The organism is Kocuria oxytropis (assembly GCF_040981195.1).
GTDB classification, from domain to species: Bacteria; Actinomycetota; Actinomycetes; order Actinomycetales; family Micrococcaceae; genus Kocuria; species Kocuria oxytropis.
This window is the reverse complement of sequence record NZ_JAVFXA010000005.1, coordinates 61,248-85,424: the sequence shown is the minus strand read 5'-3', so window position 1 is coordinate 85,424 and position 24,177 is coordinate 61,248. Positions and strand designations below refer to the sequence as shown.

24 protein-coding genes are annotated in these 24,177 nt (G+C 73.6%); 4 read left to right on the top strand and 20 right to left on the bottom strand.

The window, feature by feature from the left end; all coding sequences use genetic code 11:
* Positions 1-29 precede the first annotated feature (29 nt).
* Complete coding sequence (locus QYM41_RS06890; RefSeq protein ID WP_368799008.1) at positions 30-911, top strand: 1,4-dihydroxy-2-naphthoate polyprenyltransferase; 882 nt, start codon at positions 30-32, stop codon at positions 909-911.
* A gap of 31 nt (positions 912-942) precedes the next feature.
* On the opposite strand, the gene QYM41_RS06885 is transcribed toward QYM41_RS06890, so the two are convergent.
* Positions 943-1,230, bottom strand: a complete 288-nt coding sequence (locus tag QYM41_RS06885) for a DUF4229 domain-containing protein (protein ID WP_368799007.1) — start codon at positions 1,228-1,230, stop codon at positions 943-945.
* Between the two features lie 81 nt (positions 1,231-1,311).
* Between QYM41_RS06885 and QYM41_RS06880 the strand changes: the two genes are divergently transcribed.
* Complete coding sequence (locus tag QYM41_RS06880) at positions 1,312-1,785, top strand: PLDc N-terminal domain-containing protein (RefSeq protein WP_368799006.1); 474 nt, start codon at positions 1,312-1,314, stop codon at positions 1,783-1,785.
* Between the two features lie 136 nt (positions 1,786-1,921).
* Here the strand turns inward: QYM41_RS06880 and ccsB are convergent, their stop codons facing one another.
* From ccsB to QYM41_RS06825, 11 genes are all read right to left on the bottom strand, one after another.
* On the bottom strand, positions 1,922-2,992 hold the full coding sequence (gene ccsB, locus QYM41_RS06875) for a c-type cytochrome biogenesis protein CcsB (RefSeq protein WP_368799005.1): 1,071 nt from the start codon (positions 2,990-2,992) through the stop codon (positions 1,922-1,924).
* Positions 2,993-3,005: 13 nt separating this feature from the next.
* Positions 3,006-4,820, bottom strand: coding sequence for a cytochrome c biogenesis protein ResB (gene resB / locus QYM41_RS06870; RefSeq protein WP_368799004.1), 1,815 nt, complete (start codon positions 4,818-4,820; stop codon positions 3,006-3,008).
* A gap of 44 nt (positions 4,821-4,864) precedes the next feature.
* On the bottom strand, positions 4,865-5,626 hold the full coding sequence (locus QYM41_RS06865) for a cytochrome c biogenesis CcdA family protein (RefSeq protein ID WP_368799003.1): 762 nt from the start codon (positions 5,624-5,626) through the stop codon (positions 4,865-4,867).
* Entirely contained in the window at positions 5,623-6,243 is a 621-nt protein-coding gene (locus QYM41_RS06860; RefSeq protein WP_368799002.1) for a TlpA family protein disulfide reductase, read from the bottom strand. Before QYM41_RS06860 ends, QYM41_RS06865 begins: the two co-directional genes overlap by 4 nt.
* Before the next feature lie 55 nt (positions 6,244-6,298).
* Positions 6,299-6,970, bottom strand: a complete 672-nt coding sequence (locus QYM41_RS06855) for a histidine phosphatase family protein (RefSeq protein WP_368799001.1) — start codon at positions 6,968-6,970, stop codon at positions 6,299-6,301.
* Between the two features lie 51 nt (positions 6,971-7,021).
* Positions 7,022-7,285 (bottom strand): glutaredoxin family protein, encoded by a 264-nt coding sequence (locus QYM41_RS06850; protein ID WP_368799000.1) that lies wholly within the window; start codon positions 7,283-7,285, stop codon positions 7,022-7,024.
* A 156-nt stretch (positions 7,286-7,441) separates the two neighbouring features.
* Positions 7,442-7,540: a 30S ribosomal protein bS22 gene (locus tag QYM41_RS06845; protein ID WP_005504750.1), complete on the bottom strand. Its 99-nt coding sequence runs from the start codon at positions 7,538-7,540 to the stop codon at positions 7,442-7,444.
* A 165-nt stretch (positions 7,541-7,705) separates the two neighbouring features.
* Positions 7,706-8,548, bottom strand: coding sequence for a FadR/GntR family transcriptional regulator (locus tag QYM41_RS06840; RefSeq protein WP_368798999.1), 843 nt, complete (start codon positions 8,546-8,548; stop codon positions 7,706-7,708).
* 113 nt (positions 8,549-8,661) lie between these two features.
* On the bottom strand, positions 8,662-10,002 hold the full coding sequence (gene gdhA, locus QYM41_RS06835; protein WP_368798998.1) for an NADP-specific glutamate dehydrogenase: 1,341 nt from the start codon (positions 10,000-10,002) through the stop codon (positions 8,662-8,664).
* 35 nt (positions 10,003-10,037) lie between these two features.
* Positions 10,038-10,595, bottom strand: coding sequence for an ArsR/SmtB family transcription factor (locus QYM41_RS06830; protein WP_368798997.1), 558 nt, complete (start codon positions 10,593-10,595; stop codon positions 10,038-10,040).
* Between the two features lie 128 nt (positions 10,596-10,723).
* Positions 10,724-11,944: an acetoin utilization protein AcuC gene (locus tag QYM41_RS06825; protein WP_368798996.1), complete on the bottom strand. Its 1,221-nt coding sequence runs from the start codon at positions 11,942-11,944 to the stop codon at positions 10,724-10,726.
* A gap of 172 nt (positions 11,945-12,116) precedes the next feature.
* Here QYM41_RS06825 and QYM41_RS06820 point away from each other — a divergent pair, with 172 nt between their 5' ends.
* Together QYM41_RS06820 and QYM41_RS06815 are read left to right on the top strand one after the other, a co-directional pair.
* A complete protein-coding gene (locus tag QYM41_RS06820; RefSeq protein WP_368799146.1) occupies positions 12,117-13,520 on the top strand; it encodes a TrkH family potassium uptake protein in 1,404 nt (467 codons plus the stop codon).
* Positions 13,513-14,181 (top strand): potassium channel family protein, encoded by a 669-nt coding sequence (locus QYM41_RS06815; RefSeq protein WP_017832491.1) that lies wholly within the window; start codon positions 13,513-13,515, stop codon positions 14,179-14,181. Before QYM41_RS06820 ends, QYM41_RS06815 begins: the two co-directional genes overlap by 8 nt.
* An 86-nt stretch (positions 14,182-14,267) precedes the next feature.
* Here the strand turns inward: QYM41_RS06815 and proC are convergent, their stop codons facing one another.
* The 8 genes from proC to QYM41_RS06775 form a co-directional block, all read right to left on the bottom strand.
* Positions 14,268-15,101, bottom strand: coding sequence for a pyrroline-5-carboxylate reductase (gene proC, locus QYM41_RS06810; RefSeq protein WP_368798995.1), 834 nt, complete (start codon positions 15,099-15,101; stop codon positions 14,268-14,270).
* Positions 15,102-15,342: 241 nt separating this feature from the next.
* Positions 15,343-16,269 carry a sugar phosphate isomerase/epimerase family protein gene (locus QYM41_RS06805; protein WP_368798994.1) on the bottom strand — a complete coding sequence of 309 codons (927 nt, stop codon included), beginning with the start codon at positions 16,267-16,269 and terminating at the stop codon, positions 15,343-15,345.
* A complete protein-coding gene (locus tag QYM41_RS06800; RefSeq protein WP_368798993.1) occupies positions 16,266-17,243 on the bottom strand; it encodes a Ppx/GppA family phosphatase in 978 nt (325 codons plus the stop codon). The genes QYM41_RS06805 and QYM41_RS06800 overlap by 4 nt, the downstream gene beginning before the upstream one ends.
* Positions 17,244-17,293: 50 nt before the next feature.
* Positions 17,294-20,170 carry a type I DNA topoisomerase gene (topA, locus tag QYM41_RS06795; protein WP_368798992.1) on the bottom strand — a complete coding sequence of 959 codons (2,877 nt, stop codon included), beginning with the start codon at positions 20,168-20,170 and terminating at the stop codon, positions 17,294-17,296.
* 215 nt (positions 20,171-20,385) lie between these two features.
* On the bottom strand, positions 20,386-20,823 hold the full coding sequence (locus tag QYM41_RS06790) for a pyridoxamine 5'-phosphate oxidase family protein (RefSeq protein WP_368798991.1): 438 nt from the start codon (positions 20,821-20,823) through the stop codon (positions 20,386-20,388).
* Positions 20,824-20,957: 134 nt separating this feature from the next.
* Positions 20,958-22,610, bottom strand: coding sequence for a DUF7059 domain-containing protein (locus tag QYM41_RS06785; protein ID WP_368798990.1), 1,653 nt, complete (start codon positions 22,608-22,610; stop codon positions 20,958-20,960).
* A complete protein-coding gene (gene trhO / locus QYM41_RS06780; protein WP_368798989.1) occupies positions 22,607-23,593 on the bottom strand; it encodes an oxygen-dependent tRNA uridine(34) hydroxylase TrhO in 987 nt (328 codons plus the stop codon). Before trhO ends, QYM41_RS06785 begins: the two co-directional genes overlap by 4 nt.
* Before the next feature lie 57 nt (positions 23,594-23,650).
* Positions 23,651-24,103, bottom strand: a complete 453-nt coding sequence (locus QYM41_RS06775; protein ID WP_368798988.1) for a pyridoxamine 5'-phosphate oxidase family protein — start codon at positions 24,101-24,103, stop codon at positions 23,651-23,653.
* Positions 24,104-24,177 lie beyond the last annotated feature (74 nt).

Below are 24,177 nucleotides of genomic sequence, written 5' to 3'. Positions count from 1 at the left end.
GCGCGGGTCGTCCCCGACGGAGGTAGCCCGTGGCCACGCCAGCCCAGTGGATCGAGGGAGCCCGGCTCCGGACGCTGCCGATGGCCCTCGCCCCCGTGGTGGCCGGCTCCGCCGCGGCCCAGGCCCTGCACTCCTTCGAGCCCGTCCGGGCGCTGCTGGCCCTGCTGGTGGCCCTCCTGCTGCAGGTCGGCGTGAACTACGCCAACGACTACTCCGACGGCATCCGCGGCACCGACGACGACCGGGTGGGCCCTCTGCGCCTGACCGGGTCCGGGGCCGCCGCACCGGGGCGCGTGAAGGCGGCCGCGCTGCTGTGCTTCGGACTCGCCGCGCTCGCCGGCGCGCTGCTCGTGGTGCTCAGCCGGCAGTGGTGGTTCGTCCCGGTGGGTCTCTCGGCCGTGCTCGCCGCGTGGGGCTACACCGGCGGGCGGAGCCCGTACGGCTACCGCGGGCTCGGGGACGTCTTCGTGTTCGTCTACTTCGGGCTCGTGGCCGTGCTCGGCACCACGCTCACCCAGGCCGGGACCCTCAACCTCGAGGCGCTGGTGGCGTCCCTGTCCACCGGGCTGATCGCCACCGCGCTGCTGATGGCCAACAACATCCGGGACCTGCCCGGGGACCGGGAGGTCGGCAAGCGGACGCTGGCCGTGCGGCTGGGCGACCCGCTGGCACGGGTGGTCTTCACCGCCGAGATCGCGGTGGCGTTCGCGCTGGTGCTGTTCCTGGTGCCCCACAACCCGTGGATGCTCCTGGTGCTGCTGCTCCTGCCGGCGGCGTGGGCGCCGGTGGCCACGGTGCTGCGCGTCCAGGACCGGCGCCGGCTCATCCCGGTGCTCCGGCAGTGCGGGGTGCTCAACGTGGGCTGGGCGGTGCTCTTCCTGCTCGCGGTGCTGCTGCGGCAGTGGGCCTGAGCCGCGGCCCGAGGGCTCCGCGGCCGGGGACTCAGACCTCGCGGCCGTCCTCGCGCAGGCGCCGGTCCACGTAGGCGTCCTCGACCTCCTGGTCCTCGAGCGCCACCCGGTTGCGCGGCTTCGGGGCCCGGGCGAACCACCGGTGGAACTCCTCCCCCGCCGCGGCGTGCAGGCGCGGGAAGAAGAGGTAGGACACCGCGAAGGAGATCGCCACGGCGGCCACCCCGGACAGGACCAGGCCCACGCCCAGCCACAGGCAGAGCAGGAAGGCCAGCACGAGCAGCGCGAACCGGAGCAGGGAGTACTTCAGGAAGTTCACGCCCCCAGTCTACCGGGGCCACCTGGAAGAACTCCCCGGGCGCTGAGGTGGCGCCCAGGCAACTCCCCTACGATTGTCGGCATGGGCAGAGCCATTCTCATCATCGGCGCGGCCGCACTGGCGGTGGGCGTCATCGTCTACTCCCTCATCGAGTGCGCCCGGACCGACAGCGCGGACATGCGGGGCCTCCGCAAGGGCGGCTGGATCGCGGTGATCCTCCTCCTGCCGCTCGTCGGCGCCCTCCTGTGGCTGTTCCTCGGGCGCCCTAAGGGCACCGCCGAGTCCTCCCGGCCGGTGCGCGGCAGGGGCCCGGACGACGACCCCCAGTTCCTGCGCAACCTCGAGGAGCGCCGCCGGCAGCAGGAGAAGGCGGAGAAGCTGCGGCAGTGGGAGGAGGAGCTGCGGCGCAACGGCGGGACCGGACCGGACGGGGACACCCGGCCGGAGGACGGCCCCGGCGAGCGCCCCGACGAGGGACCCTCCGGCGGCTCCTCCGCCGGTCGCTCGGACGGCCCCACGGACGGTTCCCCCGGCAGCAGGCCCCCGCACTCCTGACCCCGCCACCGTCCCCGCCCGCGGCGGGGACGGCGAACGGCCCGCACCGTGACGGTGCGGGCCGTTCGCCGCTCCGGGACCCGTTCCCGGTCCGTGCTCCTGCTCCGGGGGCCGGGACCGGGGCCAGTATCTGGGATCAGACCCCGGAGTAGGAGTGCAGGCCGGGGAAGACCGTGTTGACCACGGTGAAGTTGAAGACGACGCAGAGGTAGCCGACGATCGACAGCCACGCCGACCGGTTGCCGGTCCATCCCCGGGTGGCGCGGGCGTGCATGTAGGCGGCGTAGACCACCCAGATCACGAAGGTCCAGACCTCCTTGGTGTCCCAGCCCCAGTAGCGGCCCCAGGCCTGCTCGGCCCAGATCGCCCCGGCGGCCAGGGTGAAGGTCCAGAACGCGAAGCCGACCGCGTTGAGCCGGAAGGACAGGTTCTCGAGCGCCTGGGAGGACGGGACCATGGCGAGGAAGCCCGCCCCGGGCCGGTCGCCGGAGAGGATCGCCCGCTCGCGGCGGTCCTGCGCCAGCTGCAGCACGGCCATCGCGAACGTGATGGTGAAGATCCCGGAGGCGGCCACCGCGATGGACACGTGGATCACCAGCCACCAGGACTGCAGCGCGGGCTGCAGCGGACCCACCGGGGTGGGGAAGCCGATGGTCGCCGCGCACAGCATGATCACCACGAGCCCGGACACCAGGGAGCCCACGAAGCGCAGGTCCCGCGCCAGCAGCGACAGCAGGTACACGCCGGCGACGACGAGGGCGCCCGTGGTGCAGAACTCGTACATGTTGCCCCACGGCACCCGGCCGGCCGCGAACGCCCGGCTGAGCACGGCGGCGAGGTGCACCGCGAAGCCCAGGACCATGACGGCCACGGCCACGCGGGCCGCCGGGCGGCGCTCACCGGTGTAGCGCATCTGCTCGTCCGCCACGTGCCCGGCCAGGGCGGAACGGGCGCTCGTGCGGTAGCCGCGGCCGCGGTGGCCCGCACCGTGGCCCGCCCGGGCGTCGGCGGGCTCGGCGGCCTGCCGGGAGGCCGCCGCCGCACCGGCCCCGACGAGCTCCCGCTCCCCGTCCGCACCGGCCGCGCGCAGCGTCCGGGAGTGGGACGCCACGTCCCAGGCGAAGGCCACGAAGGCCACCAGGTAGGTCATGGCGGCGAGCAGCATGAACAGCTGGCTCCAGGCGCCCAGGGTCTCGTTGACGGTCATGCCGCCCATCCTCTCACTCGTTGCCGGTCGCGGCGCCGGGCCCGGTGCCCGGGCGGCCGCCGGCCCGCACCGCGTCGACCGCGGCCGCGGTCGTCGCGCTCGTCGTCGTGCCGGTCGTGCCGGTCGTCGCGCTCGTCGTCGTGGTCGTCCGGTCGGTGTCCCGCACCCCGGCGTCCTGCCACTGCTCGGTCCACAGCCGGTCCAGCCGCTCGGCCTCGGTGCCGAGCCGGGGGTCCTCGCCGCGGGCGAGCAGCCCGTACTCGAGCACCGTGCACGGCCGGCCGTCCTCGTCGGCGGTCTCCGCCGCGCGCACCCAGACGCGGCGGCGGGAGATGAACAGGGACATGAGCAGGCCGGTGAACGCCGCCACGAAGGACACGAACGCGCCCGTCTTGCCGGGGTCGTAGTGGATGTCGAGACCCACGTAGCGCTTCACGTCCAGGAACTCCACCGTGCCCTTGCCCTCGGGCAGCTCGTACACCGGGTTCGCGGCGTCCAGGGTGATGGCGCCGTTCTCACTGGTCATGGCGTTGAGCTCGGTGAGCTGCTCGACGTCGAGCACGTACACGTTCTGGGGCTGCCCGCTGTCCAGGCCGAGATCGCCGTGGTAGGCGGAGAGGATCAGCCGGGGGTTGGCCAGGCCCGGGTCCACCGAGCGGGGCATCTCGCCGTCCCCGCCCACGGCGGTGGGCAGCAGCAGCCCCACGAAGCCCAGCTGGTCGGGACGGGCGTCCGGCACCTTGAGCACGAGCGAGGACGTGTAGACGCCGTCGGAGGGCACGGTCACGACCGGCCCCTCGAAGGCGACGTCCCCGTTGCCGTCGGTCACCCGGATCACGGGGGCGTAGCCGTTGCCCACGAGGTAGCTCTTCACGCCGTCCACGTTCAGGGGCTGGTTCACCTTCAGGACCTCCTGCCGCGGCTCGGCGCCGGGCGCGTCCCGCACCGTGACCTCCGCGGTGAAGTCCAGGGGCGCCCCGTAGCTGCGCGGGTCGGTGGTGTCCCGGTTGAACTCGGCCTCGAAGCTGTCGAGCCGCACCGAGAACGGGTCGAGCCAGTCGGCGTCGAAGTTGGTGCCGGGGGTGAAGGAGTCGTAGCCGATGAGGGTGTTGACGAAGGACTCGCCCTCCACGACCACCCGCTGGCCCTTGTAGCCGAAGAGGGAGCCCACGGCCACGGACACCAGCACGCCCAGCAGCGCCAGGTGGAAGACGACGTTGCCGACCTCCTTCCACATCCCGCGCTCGGCGGCCACCGACGGCGCCGCGGTCCCGGCGTCCCGCACCGCCACCCGGTAGCCCCGCCGGCGCAGCAGCCGGGCGGCGTCGGCCACCACCTCGTCCGGGGCCGGCGCCGCGGCGCCGTCGCGCCCGCCGAGGAGCAGGGAGCGGTGCTCGGGCAGCCGCTCGAGCCGCCGCGGGGTGCGCGGGGGCTCGGCCCGCCACGCCTGCCAGTGCTTGGCCGCGCGCGGGAGGACGCACCCCACCAGGGAGACGAACAGCAGGATGTAGATCGCGGAGAACCACGCCGAGGAGAAGACGTCGAAGAGCTGGAACCGGTCCAGCCACTCCCCCAGGACGGGGTTGGTGTCGAGGTAGTCCTGGACGGCCGCGGGGTCCTGGATCCGCTGCGGGAAGATCGAGCCCGGCACGGCGGCGATCGCCAGGAGCAGCAGCAGGAACAGGGCGGTGTTCATCTTGGTCAGCTGCGTCCAGGCCCACCGGGCCATGCCGCGGGGCCCGAGGGCGGGCAGCTCCGCGTCCGGTCCCGGCCGCCCCGAGGGGTCCGGGGACGAGGGGTCCGACGTCGGGGTCGCTGCGGTGCTCATGCCGGCCTTTCTGCTGGCGGTGCGGGCTCGGGGGTCGGCGGCGCTCAGATCGGCATCACCCAGTCGGTGACGAGCTCGGCCTGCACCCAGGAGACGAACGCGGTCCACGCGCCCGTGACCATGAGCAGGCCGACGAGCACCAGCAGAGCCCCGCCGGCGCGCTGGATGCCGAGCCGGTGCCGGCGGAAGAAGCCCATGGCGCCCATGCCCCGGCGCAGGGCCATGGCCAGGACGAGGAACGGCACGCCCAGCCCCAGGCAGTAGGCCACCGTGAGGACGGCCGCCTTCCCGGTCGAGGCGCCGTCCACGTAGACCAGCGCCTGCACCGCCGCGAAGGTGGGGCCGATGCACGGCGCCCAGCCGAGTCCGAACGTGACGCCCAGCAGGGGGGCGCCCCAGAGACCGGGGGGCGGGCGGCGCTCGATCTTGCGGTCCCGCTGGAAGAAGGAGACCCCGCCGAGGAACACGATGCCCATGAGCACCACGAGGACGCCGAGGGCCACGGTGATCCAGTTCTGCCCCAGGAACCAGGCGTAGGCGCCCAGCTGGGCCAGCAGCACGGACATCAGCAGGAACACCGCGGAGAAGCCGAGGACGAACAGCGTGATCCCCGCGAGCACGCGCCCGCGCCGCTGCTCCTGCAGGTCCGCGCCGGTCAGGCCGGTGACGTAGCCGAGGTAGCCGGGCACGAGGGGCAGCACGCAGGGGGAGGCGAAGGAGACGAGGCCCGCGAGCAGGGCCACGGGCAGGGCGACGAGCAGGGAGCCGTCCAGGACGATCTCGGCGAAGGGGTTGCCTGCCGTCATGCCGCTTCGGCCACCGTGTCCTCGAGGAGGGTCTCGAGCACGGACCGGTCGGCGATGCCGAGGATGCGGGCGGCCACCCTTCCCTGGGCGTCGAGCACCAGCGTGGTCGGCACGGCCTGGGGCGGCACGTAGGCGCTCAGCGCCATGAGCACTCCGCCGTCCTTGTCCTCGAAGGACGGGTAGGGGATCTCGAAGGTGCGCTCGAAGGCCCGGGCGGTGGCCTGCTCGTCGCGCAGGTTCACGCCGTAGAAGGCGGCCTGCCCCTCGAACCGCTCGGCGAGCTCGCGCAGGTCCGGGGCCTCGACCCGGCACGGGGCGCACCCGGCGTACCAGAAGTTGAGCAGGGCGGGCCGCCCGCGCAGGTCCTCGGCGGAGAGGCTCGTGCCGTCGAACAGGGTGCCGGAGAACTGCACCGGCTCCCCGCGCTCGGCGGGCGGGTACTCGGAGACCGTGCCGTCCCCCGCGATGTAGCCCTTCCGGTCCCCGGAGTTCGCCTGCTGGGCCAGGGAGTCCTCCTCGGTGCACCCGGCGAGGGCGATCCCGAGGACGCCGAGGCCCGCGAGCGAGAGCACGCGGCGGCGGGACGGGCGGGGGGCGGACGCGGGGCGGGAGGTCACGGGCGGATCACCTGGTGCTCTGGACGGGACGGGGAGGGGCGGCGGGGCCCGGCCATTATGAACCGGGAAGCTGGTTGACCCCTGAGTAGAGGTCGGCGGCCGGTTCGCTGTAGCGCGTCCGGGGCGGGCGCCCGGCGTCGAGGTCGTCGAAGACCAGCGAGGTGATGGAGGCGAGGTTGCACTGCCGCCGCCGGGGGTCGTGGGGCAGGGGGCGCCCCTCGGCGGAGCGCCGGGCGAGCCAGATCGGCAGCTGGTGGGACACCAGCACGGCCTCGGCGCCGTCACCGCCGAGCTCCACGGCGGTGCGCCCGGCGTCCAGCACGGCCTCCGCCATGCGCGCCACCTGGAGCCGGTAGGGCTCACCCCACGAGGGGCCCAGGGGGTTGCGCAGGTGCGCCCAGTGCCGGGGCTTGAGCAGCTCCGGGACGTCCACGTGCAGGCCCTCGAAGTGGTTGGGGGCCTCGATGATCCGCTCGTCCAGGTGCACCGGCAGGTGCAGTTCCCGGGCCACGGGCGCGGCGGTCTCCCGGGCCCGCTGCAGGGGGGAGGAGACGAGGTGGACGATGCGCGAGCCGCTGTTCACGCGCCGGGCGAACTCCGCGGCCGCGGCCTCCGCCATCCGCGCCCCGAGCTCGGTGAGACCGTAGCCGGGCATCCGCCCGTAGACGAGGCGGTCCGGGTTGAGGACCTGGCCGTGGCGCAGCAGATGGACCGTGGAGGAGGGCATGGCGCCCATGATCCCAGACGCGGCGCACCGTCCCCAAAACGGCGGGGCCGCTCAGCCGGGCAGGCGCTCGCGCAGCAGCCGGGCCAGCCGCCGCTCGTCGATCTGCCAGAAGTCGCGGGGGACGCCGTCGACGAGCACCACGGGGATCTCCTCGGCGTACCGGCGGGTCAGCTCGGGGTCCGTGGTGATGTCGACCTCGTCCCAGGACAGGCCCAGCCCGGAGGTGACCCGCCCCACGGACGCCCGGGCCGCCTCGCACAGGTGGCACCCCGGCCGGGTGAGGAGGGTCACGACAGGGGGCTGCGGAGAGGTCATGGGGTCATGCTACGGCCCGCACGGGGCGCCGCCGGGCCCGGGAAGGCCGCCGGGCCCGGGCCCGGGAACGCCGCGGGGCCGTCGCCGGGCCCGGGAACGCCGCGGGGCCGCCGTCCGGGATCGGACGGCGGCCCCGCGGGCGCGCTCAGCGCAGGGTCACTTCTTGTTGCGGCGCTGGTGACGGGTCTTGCGGAGCAGCTTGCGGTGCTTCTTCTTGGACATCCGCTTGCGGCGCTTCTTGATCACTGAACCCATAGGATCCCTCGCATCTTCATGTCTCGGTGGTGTTCCCCGGCAACTCCGCGCGACAGGCGGGAACCCGGGGTGCCGGCCTGCGGACGGTGACGGCCGGGCAAACGTTCACTGACACCCTACCGTCTCGGGGGCGAATTGCTGCATTCGCCCCCGGCGGCGGACGCCTCAGGCGCTGCGCGGCACCGGGGTGGGCCCGCCGCCGGCCCCGTCCCCGGCGGCCTCCGGCTGCTCCCCCGCGGCCTCCGCCCTCTCCCCCGCGGCGCCGGGCGGGACGAGCTCCGCCGGCGCGTCCGGGGCGGGGCCGGGGGTGCGCTGCTCCTGGTCCGGGTCCACCCCGGCCTCCCGGTACTGGTACTCGATGTGCTCGGCCACCAGCCGGGACGCGAGCCCGCGGTCCCCGGCCGCCACGGCGGAGTAGATGGCGTGGTGCTCCGCGCGCAGCCGCTCCGAGGTGGTGCTCCACAGGGGCACGTGGCCCACGAGGGCCATCGTGTACTCGTAGATCGAGTCCCGGAGGGAGGACATCAGGGCCGAGACCACCGAGTTGCCGGCGGTCTTGCACAGGGCGATGTGGAAGCTGACCTCGAGGTGGTGGAACTCCTTGAGCGACAGGTCGTCCCGGGCCATCTGCTCGAGCAGCGCCCGCAGCTCGGCCATGGCCGGGTGCTCCGGGTCCGAGCGCTCCAGGGCCCACGTCTCGAGCAGCACCCGGGTCTGCACGATGTCGCGCAGGGGGTAGTCGGAGGTGGCCATGTGCAGCTGCAGCGCCGGGCCGGCGGAGGCCGCGGGCTCCCGCACCAGCATGGGCAGGATCGACTTGCGTGGACCGTCGAACAGTCGCACGATGCCCTGGGCCTCCAGGGTCTTGAGCGCTTCCCGCATGGTGTTGCGGGAGACGCGGTGGATGGCCGCGAGGTCGCGGTCCGAGGGCAGTTGTTGGCCCAGCACGAGATGGCCGTCGAACAGCTCGTTCTCCAGCCACTGCAGGACCTGCCGATGCGTTGCCATAGTCTCCAGGGTAGGACCTCCGCGCCGCTCCGCGGAGCGATCGCGGGTCCGGACGTGTCGGACGTGCGTTCGGCGGCCGGGCCGGGCCCCGCGGGGCCCGGCCCGGCCGGGGCTCAGATGAGGCCCTGCGCCATCATGGCGCCGGCCACCTTCGTGAACCCGGCGATGTTCGCGCCGGCCACGTAGTTGCCGGGCATGCCGTAGTCCTCGGCGGTCTCGGCGCACGTGTCGTGGATCGACGTCATGATCTGGCCGAGCCGCTCCTCCGTGTACTCGAAGGTCCACGAGTCCCGGGAGGCGTTCTGCTGCATCTCCAGCGCGGAGGTGGCCACGCCGCCGGCGTTGGCCGCCTTGCCGGGCGCGAAGAGCACGTCGGCCTCCTGGAACAGCCGCACCGCCTCGCCGGTGGTGGGCATGTTGGCGCCCTCCGCCACGGCGAGCACGCCGTGGCCGAGCAGCTTCTTGGCATGGGAGCCGTCCAGCTCGTTCTGGGTGGCGCACGGCAGGGCCACGGTGCCCGGCACGTCCCACACGGAGCCCTTCGCGACGAACCGGGCGCGCCCGCCGCGGCGCTCGGCGTACTCGGAGATCCGGCCGCGCTCGACCTCCTTGACCTCGCGGAGCAGGTCCAGATCGATGCCGTCCGGGTCCAGCACGTAGCCGCCGGAGTCGGAGGCGGTGACCACGGTGGCCCCGAGCTGCTGCGCGCGGCTGATCGCGAAGGTCGCCACGTTGCCCGATCCGGAGACCAGCACGGTCTGCCCGTCGAAGGACTGGCCGCGGGTGCGCAGCATCTCCTCGGCGAACATCACGGTGCCGAAGCCCGTGGCCTCGGTGCGCACCAGGGAGCCGCCCCAGCTGAGGCCCTTGCCGGTGAGCACGCTGGACTCGTAGCGGTTGGTGATGCGCTTGTACTGGCCGAACAGGTAGCCGATCTCCCGCCCGCCCACGCCGATGTCACCGGCGGGGACGTCGGTGTACTCGCCGATGTGCCGGTAGAGCTCGGTCATGAAGGACTGGCAGAAGCGCATGATCTCCGCGTCGGAGCGCCCGCTGGGGTCGAAGTCCGAACCGCCCTTGCCGCCGCCGATGGGCATGCCCGTGAGGGCGTTCTTGAAGATCTGCTCGAAGCCCAGGAACTTCACGATGCCCAGGTACACGGACGGGTGGAAGCGCAGACCGCCCTTGTAGGGCCCGAGGGCGGAGTTGAACTCCACGCGGAAGCCGCGGTTGATGTGCACGCGGCCCTGGTCGTCCGTCCAGGGGACCCGGAAGATGATCTGGCGCTCCGGCTCGCAGATGCGCTCGAGCACCGCGGCGTCGAGCAGCTCGGGGTGGCGCGCCACCACGGGGCCCAGGGAGTCGAAGACCTCGTCCACGGCCTGGTGGAACTCCACCTCTCCGGGATTGCGGGCGAGTACGGCCTGGCGGATCGGGTACAGCTCCTCGTGCATGGTGCTCCTCGTTCGGATCGGGTGGGCCGGACCGGTCACCGCCGCGGGTTCCTGGTGCGGCGGCGCAGGCCGGAGAGGCTGGACAGGATGTCCGCCGCGCGCGCTCCCGCCCCCCTGCTCGGTCGTGCGGGTGTGCCGGCGGGGGCCGCCGGCACCGGTGCGGGCGCGGCGGCCGGCGTCGGCACGGACGCCGCCCCGGCGTCCACCGGCTCCCCCTCGGGCACCGGGTCGGTGACCGGCCCGGGCGTCCCGGCCGTGTCGGCCGCATCCGGCCCGCCCGCCGTCGCGGCGGTGCCGGGAGCGGGTGCCGGAACGGGTGCCTCGCGCGCCGCCCCGCCCGCGACCTCGTGGACCCAGGCGGTGACCTCGGCCAGCGGCTCCGGCTGCACGGCGTAGAGACGTCGCTGCCCCTGTGCCTCCATGGACACCATACCGGCCTCGCGCAGGATCTTCAGATGCTTCGAGACGGTGGGCTGGGACACCCCCAGCTCGTCCACGAGGTCCCCCACGGGTCGCTCGCCGTCCTTGAGCGCGGTGAGGATGCCGCGCCGGGTCTTGTCGGCGATCACCGCGAACACGTCGTTGTTGCCCATCCGAACACTGTAAACGGGATGCCCGGCGGCTCCCGGCAGCGGCACGTCAGCGCCGTCGCACCCGCCGGCACGGTCCCGCCCCGGACCGTCGGGGGCGCCGGGGGCACCGGGACCCGCGGCCGGCGGGGTCAGTCGAACCACGGGTCGAGCCCCCACTGGGGGAAGACCTCCTTGCGGGTGGCCATGATGGTGCGGTCCGTCTCGTCGTTCGGGTCGAAGCCCACCTCCCAGGAGCGCCACCACAGGTCCACCTCGTCGCCCATCACCCGGGGGGCCTCCACGCCGTAGCGCTCCCGGACGTGGTCGCGCCACGGCTGCGGCACCGCGGCGCGCACGTCGATCGGGTGTCCCGCGGCGACGCCCACCAGGTGCGTCCAGGACCGGGGCACCACGTCGTAGCAGTTGTAGCCGCCCCCGCCCGTGGCGATCCACCGCCCCTCGCACAGCTCGTCGGCGAGTCCGGCCACGGCCACGGCGGTCTGCCGCTGCGCGTCCACGCTGACCCGCAGGTGGGTGAGCTCGTCGGCGAAGTGCGAGTCGCAGCCGTGCTGGCTCACGATCACCTCGGGCTCGAACTGGCGCAGCAGGGGCGGGACCACGGCGTCGAAGGCGCGCAGCCACATGGCGTCGTCGGAGGTGGTGGGCATCGCGACGTTCACGGCGTGCCCCGTGGCCGGCCCGCGGCCGGTCTCGTTGGCGAAGCCCGTGCCCGGGAAGAGGGTCAGGCCCGTCTCGTGCAGGGAGATCGTGAGGACGCGGGGGTCCTCGTAGAAGATCGACTGGGTGCCGTCGCCGTGGTGGCCGTCCACGTCCACGTAGGCCACCCTCCGCACCCCCTGGTCGAGCAGGTGCTGGATCGCCACCGCGCAGTCGTTGTAGATGCAGAAGCCGCTGGCCCGGTCCGCGTGGGCGTGGTGCATCCCGCCCCCGAAGTTCACGGCGCGCACCGCATCCCCCGCGAGCACGGCCGCCGCGCCCTGGTAGGTGCCGCCCACGAGCCGCGCGCTCGCCTCGTGCACCCCGGGATAGGCGGGGGTGTCCTCGGTGCCGAGCCCGCACTCGGGGATCTCCACGGTGGGATCGGCGCTGACGGCCCGGACCGAGTCCACGTAGTGCCGCGGATGGACGAGCTGGAGGACCTCGTCCGGCGCCACCTCGGGGGCCTCCACCGTGACGTTGTCCCGCCGGTCGAGGCCGAACCCCTGGACCAGCCGGTACGTGGCCTCCAGCCGGGAGGGGTGCATGGGGTGGTGGTCCCCGAAGTTGTACTCGAGCAGGGCGGGGTCCCAGAACAGTCGCGTGGGGTACGGGGCGCCGGGCCCGGATGTAGCAGGAGTCACACCGCTCATTAGATCACCCGGGGCCCCGGCCGGCGCCCCGGACCCCGCCCGGGGCCGGCTATGTGTCGGCACCCCCGGGCGCCCCGGGCAGTGCGATACTGTCAGCGGTCGCGGCGACCGCCGCGCCCGTCCCGCCCCGGCGGCCGCGGCCCGGACACCAGGAGGAGGCCCCGTGAGCAACCTGCAGCGCAGCCCCTGGATCCGCCCGGAGGAGCGCGGCCGGTTCTGGCTGCTGACCTCCCTGCGCGACGTCGTGGACCGGATCGCGGCATCCTCCCCGGCGCGCCTGGCGCTCATCGTCTTCGCCGTGGTGGTCGCGGGCTTCTCCCTCCTGCTGTGGCTGCCGGTGTCCGCCGCCCCCGGCGTCGAGACGTCGCTGGAGGACGCGGTGTTCACGGCGACGTCCGCCGTCACCGTGACCGGCCTGACCACCGTTCCCACGGGCACGCACTGGTCCTTGTTCGGGCAGTTCGTGATCATGATCGCGATGCAGATCGGCGGGCTGGGCACCCTGACGATGACCTCGATCCTCGCGCTCGCCGTGGGCCGCAAGCTCGGCCTCCGGTCCCGGCTGCTGACCCAGGAGGCGCTCAACATCGGTCGGCTCGGGGAGGTCGGCTCGCTCCTGCAGATCATCGTGCTGACGTCGGTGAGCATCGAGGCGGTGCTCGCGGGGGTGCTCACCGTGGGCTTCCTCCTCGAGGGGGAGCCGGTGCCCTCCGCCCTGTGGCAGGGCGTGTTCTACGCCATCTCGGCGTTCAACAACGGCGGCTTCGTGCCCAACGAGGCCGGTCTCGGCCCGTACACCACGGCGTGGCTGATCGTCGTGCCCATCGCCCTGGGCGTGTTCATCGGCTCCCTCGGCTTCCCCGTCATCCTCGTGGCGCGGCAGGTGGGGCTGCGCTTCACCCGCTGGAACCTCAACACGAAGCTCACCGTGACGACCACCACCGCGCTGCTCGTGCTGGCGTGGATCATGTACACGGCGTTCGAGTGGTCCAACCCGGGGACGCTGCGGGACCTCTCCGTGGGCGAGAAGATCTTCAACGGGTTCTTCTCCTCGGTCAACATGCGCTCCGGGGGCTTCGCCCTCGTGGACACCAACAGCGAGCTGCCGCAAACCATGCTCATGACGGACGCCATGATGTTCGCGGGCGGCGGCTCCGCGTCCACGGCCGGCGGGATCAAGGTCACCACCCTCGCCGTCGTGTTCCTCGCGGTCCTGGCCGAGGCCCGGGGCGACCGCTCCGTCATCGCCTTCCACCGCACCATCCCCGAGGAGGCGTTGCGGATCGCGATCTCGGTCATCATGATGGGGGCGACGATCGTGCTGCTCGGCTGCGGGCTCCTGCTCGCCGTCTCCGACGCGCCCCTGGACCGGGTGCTGTTCGAGGTGATCTCGGCCTACGCCACGTGCGGGCTGAGCGTGGGCCTGTCCGCGGAGCTGCCGCCGGAGGGCAAGTACGTGCTCGCGGCGACCATGTTCGTGGGGCGCATCGGCATCACCACCGTGGCCGCCGCCCTGGCCCTGCGCTCGCGCCGGCGCCTCTACAAGTACCCCGAGGAAAGGCCCATCATTGGCTGACCGTTCGTCCCACAGCGTCCCCGTGCTCGTGATCGGCCTCGGCCGCTTCGGCACGGCCACCGCGCTCCAGCTGGCCCGCCAGGGCCGGGAGGTGCTGGGCGTGGAGCGGGACGCCCAGCTCGTGCAGAAGCTCTCCGGGCAGCTCACCCACGTGGTCGAGGCCGAGGCCACCGACATCGACGCGCTGCGCCAGCTGGGGGCGGCGGAGTTCGACTCCGCCGTGGTCGGCGTCGGCACGTCCATCGAGTCGAGCGTGCTCATCACGGCCAACCTCGTGGACCTCGGCGTGAGCCGGATCTGGGCGAAGGCGATCACGCCCTCGCACGGCAAGATCCTGTCGCGGATCGGGGCGCACCACGTGATCTTCCCCGAGGCGGACGCGGGGCGGCGCACCGCGCACCTGGTCTCGGGGCGGTTGCTGGACTACATCGAGTTCGACGACGACTTCGCCATCGTCAAGATGTATCCGCCGCGGGAGGTGCAGGGCTTCACGCTGGGCGACTCCAACGTCCGCTCCAAGTACGGCGTGACGGTGGTGGGCGTGAAGTCCCCGGGCGAGGACTTCACGTATGCCCGCCCCGACACCAAGGTCACCTCGCGGGACCTCCTGATCGTCTCGGGCCACGTTGACCTGCTCGAGCGGTTCGCGGCCCGCCCCTGACCGGGCCCGCCCCTGACCGGGCCCGCCCTGCACCGGGCCGCCCTGCACCGGGCCGGGCCGGGACGAGGGGCGGGCCCGGGACCGGCTCAGTCGCTGAACTCGCGGGTGAGCTCCGCCGAGCGGTCCGCGGAGGCCTGCGCAGCGGAGGCCACAAGGTCCTCGAAGCCGTTCTCCTGGAAGGTCGTGATGGCCCGGTCCGTAGTGCCCTTCGGGCTCGTGACCGCCTTGCGCAGGGCGGCGGGGTCGGCCTCCGCCGGGCGCAGGAGCTCACCGGCCCCGGACACGGTCTCCTTGGCGAGGACCCGCGCGACGTCCGCGGACAGCCCCATCCGCTCCCCCGCCCGCTGCATGGCCTCGGCCAGCAGGAACACGTAGGCGGGTCCGGAGCCCGAAACTCCGGTGACGGCGTCCACCTGCTCCTCCGGGACCTCGACGACGGTGCCCACGGCCTCGAGGACCCGGCGCACGGCGTCCGTCTGCTCGGCGGTGGTGGCGCCGCCCGGGGTCACCGAGACGACCCCGCGGCCCACGCTGGAGGGCGTGTTCGGCATGGTGCGCACCACCGGCTGGCCGGCGGGCAGGGCGCGCTCGAGGGCGCCGACGGAGATCCCCGCGGCCACCGAGGCAACGACCGTGCCGGGGCGCAGGGCGGGGGCGATCTCGCGGGCGAGGTCGAGGATGCCGACGGGCTTCACGCCGAGCAGCACGACGTCCGCCTCCTGCGCGGCCCGCCGGTTGGCCTCGGGGTCCTCCCCGGTGACGTAGGGGCGCACCCCCGTCTCGGCCTCGAGTCGGCGGGCGCTCTCCGCGGAGCGGACGGTGGCCCGGATCCGGTCGACGGGCACGCCGGAGGCCAGCACCCCCCGCAGGATGGATCCGTTCATGGAGCCGCAGCCCAGGAAGGCAAGCACAGGAGTCATGGTCGGTGAGGTCCTCTCGTCGGTGGTCGTGGATCGGTGTCGGTCGGACGGTGTGGATCGGTCGGTGAGGAGGGGGCGGTGTGGAGGGGTCGGTGTGTGCGGTCGGACGGTGGTCGTGGGGAGGTCTCGCTCGGGAGCCGTCGGTCGGGCGGTGCGCTTCGGGTGCCGGGTGGTGGCCGGACGCCGTCCGGGGCCGCGCGACGCCGTGGGCCCGGGCCGGGCGGCCGGGTGCCCGCCGCGGTCAGGCGTCGGCGGCCCCGGTGGCCCCGGCCCCGGTCGCCCCGGTGTCCCCGGGCCCGGGAGCACCGGCGGAGCCGTCGGCGCCCTCCGCGGTGCCGGAGCCGTCGGGGTCGTCGGGCCGGCTCGTGTGCCGGCGGGCGAACTCGAGGGACTCCGCGAGCCACTGGGTGCGCTCCTCGGCGCTCTTCGAGCGGCGCGTGGAGACCTCGACCCCGATGATGCCCTGCCACCGGGTGGAGGCGAGGTGCTGGAGGGACTCGGCGACGGGCTGCACGCCGTGCCCCGGGAGCAGGTGCTCGTCCGCCGTGGTCTCGCCCGAGCCGTCCGTCAGGTGCACGTGGCCGAGCCGGGGGCCCAGCTCCCGGATCGCGGCCAGGGAGTCCATGCGGGCGGTCGCGGCATGGGAGAAGTCCCACGTCACCCAGTCGTAGTCCAGCCCCAGCGGGCTGTAGTGCGGGGCGTAGACCACGGTGTCGCGTCCGCGCACCCGCCAGGGGTACATGTTCTCGACCGAGATCTTCACGCCGGTGGCGCGGGAGACCACCCGCACGCCCTCCACGAAGTTCGCCGCGTACCGGCGCTGCCAGCGGAAGGGCGGGTGGACGACCACGACCTCCGCGCCCACCTGCTCGGTGAGGGCTGCGGCCATCTGGATCTTGGTCCAGGACTTGCCCCACACCTGCTGGGTCAGCAGCAGGGTGGGCGCGTGGATCGTCGAGATGGGCAGCTGGTGGCGCTGCACGAGGTCCTGCAGCTGGTGGGTGAGCTGGCTCATCCGCTCGTGCGTGACGAGCACCTCCACGCTGTCGTAGCCCAGCTCCACCGCCGCCTCGAACGTCTCCGGGACCCCGAGCGGATAGAGGGAGCTGGTGGACAGGGCCACGTGGGGCCGGTACGGCTCCGCGGCGGGGCCCGGCTGCGCGCTCACGCCGCACCCACCAGGTGCCGGGGGTCCACGGTGCGGACGTCCGAGTGGCTGTTCAGCTGGTCCAGGCGGCGCAGGATGAGTCCCTCGCGCAGCGCCCACGGGCAGATCCGGATCGACTCGACGTCGTAGGCGTCCATGGCGGCCTCGGCGACCACGGCCCCGGCGAGGATCTGCCCGGCGCGGGCGGGCGAGACGCCGGGCAGCTCGGAGCGCTCGTCCGGAGTCATCGCCTCCATCCGGCGGGTCCACAGCCGCAGGTCCTCGAGGTGGAGGGTCCGCGGGACGTAGGGGCCCATGGCGTAGGGCGCGGCCCCGCAGATCCGGGCGAGGGAGCGGAAGGTCTTCGACGTGCCCGCCACGCAGGTGGGCTCCCCCGCGTCCCGGACCTTCGCCACCGCGGGTTTGAGCTCCTGGCGCACGTGCTTGCGCAGCGCCTTCATCTCCTTGGGCGTGGCGAGGTCCCCGGCGATGAACGAGCGGGTGAGCCGTCCCGCGCCGAGCGGCACGGAGGTCGCCACGGTGGGCAGCGCGTTGCCGCCCAGCGCCATCTCGAAGGACCCTCCCCCGATGTCGAGGTCCAGGACGGTCCCCGCGCCCCAGCCGAACCAGCGGCGCACCGCGAAGAACGTCACGGCGGCCTCCTGGTCCCCGGCCAGCTCCGTGAGGGTCACACCGGAGCGCGACTGCACGTGGTCCAGCACCTCCGCCCCGTTGCCGGCCTCACGGATCGCGGAGGTCGCGAAGGCCAGGAAGTCCTCGGCCCGGTTCTCCACGGCGAAGTCCCGCGCCTCGATCACGAACGCGGTGAGGGCGTCCCGGCCGTCGTCGGAGATGTTGCCCTCCGCATCCAGGTACTGCACCAGCCGCAGGGCCAGCTTGTGGGAGGCGTACGGCTCCGGCCGGGAGCCCGGGTAGACGTCCAGCAGCAGGAGGTGGACGGTGTTCGACCCCACGTCGAGGACTCCGAGACGCATGCCGTGGTGCTCCTTCGAATTCCGTGTCCGTCCCGCGCGAGCGGGGCGGCTCAGCCCTTGGCCCCGGCACGGGCGGGCTTGCCGGCCGTGCTCTTCTTCGCGCCGGCCCTCGCCGCGCCGGACTTCGTCGTGCCGGTCTTGGTCGTGCCGGTCTTGGTCGTGCCGGTCTTCGTCGTCCCCTTGGCCGACGAGCGTGCCGTCTTCTTCGGGGCGGGGCCCTGGGCCCGCTTCTCCGCGAGCAGCTGGCTGGCGCGCGCGGGGGTGATCTGCTCCACGGTCTCCCCGCGGGGGACCGTCACGTTGGTCTCCCCGTCGGTGATGTACGGGCCGAAGCGCCCGTCCTTGATCACCATGGGCCGCTCCGTGATCTGGTCGGTGCCCAGGTCCGCGAGCGGGGGCTTGGCGGTGCCGCGGCCGCGCTGCTTGGGCTGGGCGTAGATCGCCAGCGCCTCGTCGAGGGTGACCGTGAACAGCTGCTCCTCGGACTGCAGGGAGCGCGAGTCGGTGCCCTTCTTGAGGTAGGGGCCGAACCGGCCGTTCTGCACCGTGATCTCGGTGCCCTCGGCGTCCGTGCCCAGCGTGCGCGGCAGGGACAGGATCTTGAGGGCGTCCTCGAGGGTGACGTCCTGCAGGGTCATCGTGGACAGCAGGGACCCCGTGCGGGGCTTCTGCTTGACGGGCTTCTTCGGGGGCTTCGGCTTGCCGTTCTTGTAGTACTCCACGGGCTGGGCCGCGAGCTCCTCGGCGGTGGGCTCGGGGATGACCTCGGTGACGTAGGGCCCGTAGCGGCCGTCCTTGGCCACGATGGCGCGCCCGGTCTCCGGGTCGCGGCCCAGCTCCCGGCCGTCCGCCTTGCCGGTCTCGATGAGCTTACGGGCCTTCTCGGGCGTGAGCTCGTCGGGGGCGAGGTCCTCCGGGACGTTCGCCCGGACCGGGTCGGTGATCTCGCCGGTCTGCGGGTCCACGGCCCCGGTCACCTCGAGGTAGGGGCCGAACTTGCCGACCCGGAGGGTGATGTCCTCGGTCACGGGGATCGAGTTCACGGCACGGGCGTCGATCTCGCCGAGATCGTCCACGATGGGCTTGAGCCCGTTCTCGTGGCCCTGGGAGCCGAAGTAGAAGTCCTGCAGCCAGTCGGTGCTGTCCTCCTCCCCGCGGGCGATCCGGTCGAGGCCCTCCTCCATCTCCGCGGTGAAGTCGTAGTCCACGTAGTCGGAGAAGTGCTCCTCGAGCAGCCGGACCACGGAGAACGCGGTCCACGAGGGGATCAGCGCGGAGCCCCGCACCCGGACGTAGCCGCGGTCCATGATCGTGGAGATGACGGCCGCGTAGGTCGAGGGCCGGCCGATGCCGAGCTCGTCCAGGACCTTGACGAGTGACGCCTCGGTGTAGCGCGGCGGCGGCGACGTGCGGTGCCCGTCCGCCTCGACCCCGGTGGCGTCCAGGCGGTCGCCCTCCGCCATCCGCGGCAGACGCTTGTCGCCGTCCTTGGCGTCCTTGCCGTCCTTGCCCTCGGCGGGGTCCTCGTCCCGGCCCTCCTCGTAGGCGGCCAGGAAGCCGCGGAAGGTGATGACGGTGCCGGACGCGGAGAACTCGGCGTCCCGGCCGGTGGAAGAGGTCGCCCCGAGCCGCACGGTGGCCGTGGACCCCTTGGCGTCGGCCATCTGGGAGGCCACGGTGCGCTTCCAGATCAGCTCGTAGAGCCGGTACGCGTCCGCGGAGAGCTCGCCGCGGACCTGGTTCGGGGTGCGGAAGGAGTCCCCGGCAGGACGCACCGCCTCGTGCGCCTCCTGGGCGTTCTTCGACTTGGAGCTGTAGAGCCGCGGCGAGCCGGGCACGAAGTCGGCGCCGTAGAGCTCCGTGGCCTGGCGCCGGGCGGCCGAGACCGCCTGGTCGGACAGCGCCACGGAGTCGGTGCGCATGTAGGTGATGTAGCCGTTCTCGTAGAGCTTCTGCGCGACCTGCATGGTGGTGCGGGAGGTGAAGCGCAGCTTGCGCGCCGCCTCCTGCTGCAGCGTGGAGGTGGTGAACGGCGCGGCCGGGCGGCGGGTGTAGGGCTTGGTCTCGAGCGAGCGGACGGCGAACGCCGCGTCCTCCAGACCGGCGGCCAGCTCGCGGGCGGCCTGCTCGTCCAGGTGCACGAGCTTGCCGGCGGCGCCCTTGAGCACGCCGTCGTCCCCGAAGTCACGGCCCCCGGCCACCCGCTTGCCGTCCACGGAGGAGAGCCGGGCGCCGAACGCGGTGCCGGCGTCCTCGCCGTCGGCGCGGGCGAAGGTCCCGCTGAGGTCCCAGTAGTCGGCGGGCACGAAGGCCATCCGCTGCCGCTCCCGCTCCACCACCAGCCGCGTGGCCACGGACTGCACGCGCCCGGCGGACAGGCCCGAGGCGATCTTGCGCCACAGCACCGGGGAGATCTCGTAGCCGTAGAGCCGGTCCAGGATCCGCCGGGTCTCCTGGGCGTCCACCAGGTCCTGGTCGAGCTCGCGCAGCTCCCCGAAGGCCCGCTCGATCGCCTCGCGGGTGATCTCGGGGAACGTCAGCCGGTAGACGGGGACCTTGGGCTTGAGCACCTCCAGCAGGTGCCAGGCGATGGCCTCGCCCTCGCGGTCGCCGTCGGTGGCGAGGTAGAGGGCGTCGGACTCCTTGAGCTTGCGCTTGAGCTCGGTGACCTTCTTCTTCTTGTCCGGGTTGACCACGTAGTACGGCTCGAAGCCGTGCTCCACGTCCACCGCGAACTTGCCGTAGGGCCCCTTCTTGAGCTCCGCCGGCAGCTCGGACGGCTGCGGCAGGTCACGGATGTGCCCCATGGAGGACTCCACCTCGTAGGCGTCGCCGAGGTACCCGGCGATCGTCTTGACCTTGGAGGGGGACTCCACGATGAGCAGGCTCTTGCCCGTTCCCGGGCTCTGGGTGGCCTTCGTTGGCACGGTACTCCTTGCTGCGCTCCGCGGTGCCGCGGGCCGCGGCGCTGCTGGACGTCGGGGTCGAACGGGCGGGCGTCGGCCCGCCGTTGCGCTCCACCATAACGCCTCACCGCCGTCAAGCCCCGCGCGGCGCTGCCCCCGGGGAGCACGGCGGGCCCGGACGGGCGCCCCGTCCGTCCCGGCCCGCCGGGCGGAACCGGGCGGGCCGGGCGCCCGGTTCAGGAGGGGTAGCGCTCGGGCTCGTCGCCGATCGTGAACTCGCGGCCGGTGGCCGTCTCCACGTCGATGACCACGAAGTTGTACTTGAGCGTGGGCGCCCACGGCTTCAGGGGCAGCTCCTCCGCGGCGTCCACCTCCGCGCGCGTCTCGAGCCGCCGGGCCCGGCCGTGGACCACCACGGAGCGCACGACGTCGTCCTCCGAGACCTCGTCGATCTCGAACGCCACCTGGTCGTTGACGATCAGGCTCGAGAGCTTCGACCCCTGCGCGGTGCGGAAGTACAGCTTGTGCTGGTGCACCACGTAGTTCACCGGGAAGATGTCCACGAGCCCGGCGGCCTCCACGGCGAGCCGGCCGAAGGGGTGCTTCTCGAGGAGCTCCCAGACGGTGTCCTTGTCCAGGGTCTTGATGGGGTTCAGGTTGTCTCCGATGCTCATGCTCCCATCCTTCCACCCCCACCGCCGCGGCGCCGCCTGCTCATCCGCCCACAACGGCCCGGCCGGGGACGTCCCGGTCCACGACCCCGCACGGCACGGCCCCCTCCTGCGCACGCCGCGCGCAGGAGACGGCCTCACGCCGGGGACGGCGGCAGGTCCTGCGGGACGAGGAAGCCGTCGAGCACGAGGTGGCGGACCTCCTCGGTCAGCCGCCGGCGCTCGTCGCCCGCCCAGTCCAGCAGGGCGGCGAGCGCGCCGAGGATCTGCCGGGCGCTCAGCTCGCCGTCGCACGCCCCGGCGAAGCCGGCGGCCTCGCTGGAGAGCACCACGGTCCGGCGCAGACCGGCGCCCTGCCGCAGCAGGATCACGCCGGGGTGCTCCGCGCCGGGGCGCTGGTGGCGCTCCTCGGTGACGTCCTCGGCGGCCACGAGCCGGGCGTCCAGCCAGTCCTGCGGGTGCGCCGCGAGCCAGTCGGCCCGCGCCCAGGTGGCCGCGAGCGCGGGCGCGAGCGGCTGCTGGAGCGCGTGGGGGACGTGCTCGAAGCGGCGGAGCACGTCCCCGGGCCGGTCCCGGGCCGGCCGGCGGAGGCGGATCATCCCGAAGCCCACGGCCTCCACCCCGCGCGCGGCGAAGTCGTCGAGATAGGCGCGGTAGGCGCGTTCGTAGGGCTCGGGCTCACGGGACTCCGCCGCGTCCCGCAGCCACGTCTCGGCGTACTCCTCCGGGCCCGTCAGCTCCCGCTGGAGGAACCACGCGTCGACGCCCTCGGGCACCCACTGCGCGGGCCGCTGCGCCCAGCGCTCGAGGGCCGGCCGCTCGTCGCCGGGCTCCGGGGCGAGCACCTCCCAGTTGCCGAGCAGGTGGGCGGTGGCCCCGGGGGCCATGACCTCCGGCAGCTCCCGCACGAGGTCGGCCACGATGCGGTCCCCCGGCAGGCCGCCGTCCCGGTAGGTGTAGCGGTCCTGCGGTCCCTCGCCGGCGGAGCGCGGGGTGATCACGAACGGCGGGTTGGAGACCACCAGGTCGAACCGCTCGCCGCGCACGGGCTCCAGCAGGGAGCCCGCCCGCAGGCTCACCCGGTCCTCGAGCCGGTCGGGGTCGAGGCCGAGCGCCCTGGCGTTGAGCACCAGGTTGAAGCGGGTGAAGCCCAGTGCCCGGTCGGAGACGTCGGTGGCGGTCACGTGGGCCGTGTGGCCGAGCAGGTGGAAGGTCTGGATGCCGCACCCGGTGCCCAGGTCCAGCGCCCGGTCCGCGCGGCGGCGGTCGGTCGTGCGGGCCAGCGTGAGGGACGCCTGCCCGATGCCCAGGACGTGGTCGCGGCGCAGCGCTCCGGGCCGCTGGGACTCGCCCAGGTCGCTGGCGACGTACAGCTCCGTGCCGTCGTCGGCAGCGTGCGGGCGCAGGTCCACCGTGGCGCGCAGCCCGCCCGCCGTCTCCTCGGCGAGTCCGAGGCCCAGGAGCTGCTCCGGGCGCACCGGGGCCAGCGCGTCCGCGGGGGCGGTGCGCCCCAGCAGGAAGAGGACGACGACCGCGGCGAGGGCCCGGTCCGGGTGCCCGGGCGTGCGCAGGGCCGGTTCGAGGACCCGCAGGGCGGGCACCGCCTGGTCCCGGGCGAGGGCCTCCATGGCGGCCGCGCCCAGCAGCTCCGCCACCCGGTCGTGCGTGTAGCCCGTCCGGCGGAGCGCCTCGTGCAGCTCGGCCGGCGCCCGGGGGTCGTCGGAGACGGGGGTGCCCGGGACCCGGGAGAAGTCCGGGATCGCTCCGGGCCCGGCGGCCTCCGGGCTCACGCGGCGCTCCCCGGCACGGCGGTCCGGCCCGGGGCGGGGCGGGAGGCCGCGGCGTCCACCGGGACCGACGCGTCCGCAGGGACCGATGCGTCCGCAGGGGCGCTGCCGCACCCGGCGGGGCAGGTGAGCCGCGGGTGCCCCGCCTGGCAGCCGGGGCACGCGAGGACGAGGGCGCGGCACGAGGGGTCCGCGCAGTTGACGAAACGGTTCGCGGGGCCGGCGCACCGGTCGCAGCGCCCGATCGTGACGGCCTCCGGGGTGAAGCTCACGTGCATGCGCCGGTCGAAGACGTACAGGGATCCCTCCCACAGTCCCCGGTCCCCGCGCTCGCGGCCGTACGCGGCGATGCCGCCGTCGAGCTGGTAGACCTCCTCGAAGCCGCGCCGGCGCAGCATCGCCGAGAGCACCTCGCAGCGGATCCCGCCGGTGCAGTAGGTGACGACCGGCCGGGACCGGAGGTGGTCGTACGTCCCGGAGTCCAGCGCGGCCACGAAGTCCCTGGTGTGCGCCACGTCCGGGACCACGGCGCCGCGGAACCGGCCGATCCGCGCCTCGTGGGCGTTGCGCCCGTCGAAGAACACGACGTCCTCGCCGCGGCTCGCCACGAGCTCGTCCACCTCGGCGGGGGCCAGGCGGGTGCCGCCGCCGACGACGCCGTGCTCGTCGACCTCCAGCTCGCCCGGGGCGCCGAAGGAGACGAGCTCGTCGCGGACCCTGACCGACAGCCGCGGGAAGTCCTCGTCCGAGCCGTCCGACCACGCGAACGCCGTGTCCCGCAGACGCGGGTGGGAGCGGGTGGTGCGGGCGTACCGCTTGAGCGCCCCGATCTCACCGCCCACGGTGGCGTTGAGCCCGTGCGGGGAGACGATGATCCGCCCGCGCAGCCCCAGGCCCTCGCACAGGGCGCGCTGCCAGAGCATCACGGCCGTGGGGTCGGGGAGCGGGGTGAAGACGTAGTGCTGGACGATCCGGTGCTGTGCCACGGGTCCAGGCTACAAGCGGGCCGGGACCGTCGGCGCCGGCGCGGGCACCGGAGCGGGTCAGTGGCCCAGGTGGAACACCCGTCCGGTGACCCGGGTGGGGGTCACCTCCACGTACTCGAGTTTGGTGGTCCCCACCCACGGCCGCAGGGGCAGCTCGTCCACCCGGGCGGTCTCCTCCGGGTCGGTCAGCTGACGGGCCGTGCCGCGCACGATCACCGACCACGCCTCCCCGCCCTGGGCCTGGTCGATCTGCACGGCGACGTGCTCGTTGAGCACCAGGTGCAGCAGCTTGGTGCCCCGGGCGGTGCGGAAGTAGATCCTCCCGTCGTCGGCCACGAGGTTGATCGGGGTGATCTCGATCTCGTCGCCGTCCATGGTGGCGATCCGGCCGAAGCGGGCGCTGTAGAGGTGCTCCCAGCACTGCTCCGGGGTCAGCTCCGTGACCGGGGCCCGGTGCGCCCGGGCCTCCTTCTCGGGGTTGCGCCCGGAGATGTTCATGGGGTTGCTCATGCGGTCATTCTGGCACGCGGCCCCCGGGGAGGTGACCCGTGTCATGTTCGTGACCGGCACCGCCGGGCGGGGCC

Coding starts and splice junctions, on each gene's coding strand:
- QYM41_RS06880 (WP_368799006.1), top strand. CDS start 1,312: ATGGGCAGAGCCATTCTCATCATCGGCGCGGCCGCACTGGCGGTGGGC.
- ccsB (WP_368799005.1), bottom strand. CDS start 2,992: ATGACCGTCAACGAGACCCTGGGCGCCTGGAGCCAGCTGTTCATGCTG.
- resB (WP_368799004.1), bottom strand. CDS start 4,820: ATGAGCACCGCAGCGACCCCGACGTCGGACCCCTCGTCCCCGGACCCC.
- QYM41_RS06865 (WP_368799003.1), bottom strand. CDS start 5,626: ATGACGGCAGGCAACCCCTTCGCCGAGATCGTCCTGGACGGCTCCCTG.
- QYM41_RS06855 (WP_368799001.1), bottom strand. CDS start 6,970: ATGCCCTCCTCCACGGTCCATCTGCTGCGCCACGGCCAGGTCCTCAAC.
- QYM41_RS06850 (WP_368799000.1), bottom strand. CDS start 7,285: ATGACCTCTCCGCAGCCCCCTGTCGTGACCCTCCTCACCCGGCCGGGG.
- QYM41_RS06845 (WP_005504750.1), bottom strand. CDS start 7,540: ATGGGTTCAGTGATCAAGAAGCGCCGCAAGCGGATGTCCAAGAAGAAG.
- QYM41_RS06840 (WP_368798999.1), bottom strand. CDS start 8,548: ATGGCAACGCATCGGCAGGTCCTGCAGTGGCTGGAGAACGAGCTGTTC.
- gdhA (WP_368798998.1), bottom strand. CDS start 10,002: ATGCACGAGGAGCTGTACCCGATCCGCCAGGCCGTACTCGCCCGCAAT.
- QYM41_RS06830 (WP_368798997.1), bottom strand. CDS start 10,595: ATGGGCAACAACGACGTGTTCGCGGTGATCGCCGACAAGACCCGGCGC.
- QYM41_RS06825 (WP_368798996.1), bottom strand. CDS start 11,944: ATGAGCGGTGTGACTCCTGCTACATCCGGGCCCGGCGCCCCGTACCCC.
- proC (WP_368798995.1), bottom strand. CDS start 15,101: ATGACTCCTGTGCTTGCCTTCCTGGGCTGCGGCTCCATGAACGGATCC.
- QYM41_RS06800 (WP_368798993.1), bottom strand. CDS start 17,243: ATGCGTCTCGGAGTCCTCGACGTGGGGTCGAACACCGTCCACCTCCTG.
- QYM41_RS06790 (WP_368798991.1), bottom strand. CDS start 20,823: ATGAGCATCGGAGACAACCTGAACCCCATCAAGACCCTGGACAAGGAC.
- QYM41_RS06775 (WP_368798988.1), bottom strand. CDS start 24,103: ATGAGCAACCCCATGAACATCTCCGGGCGCAACCCCGAGAAGGAGGCC.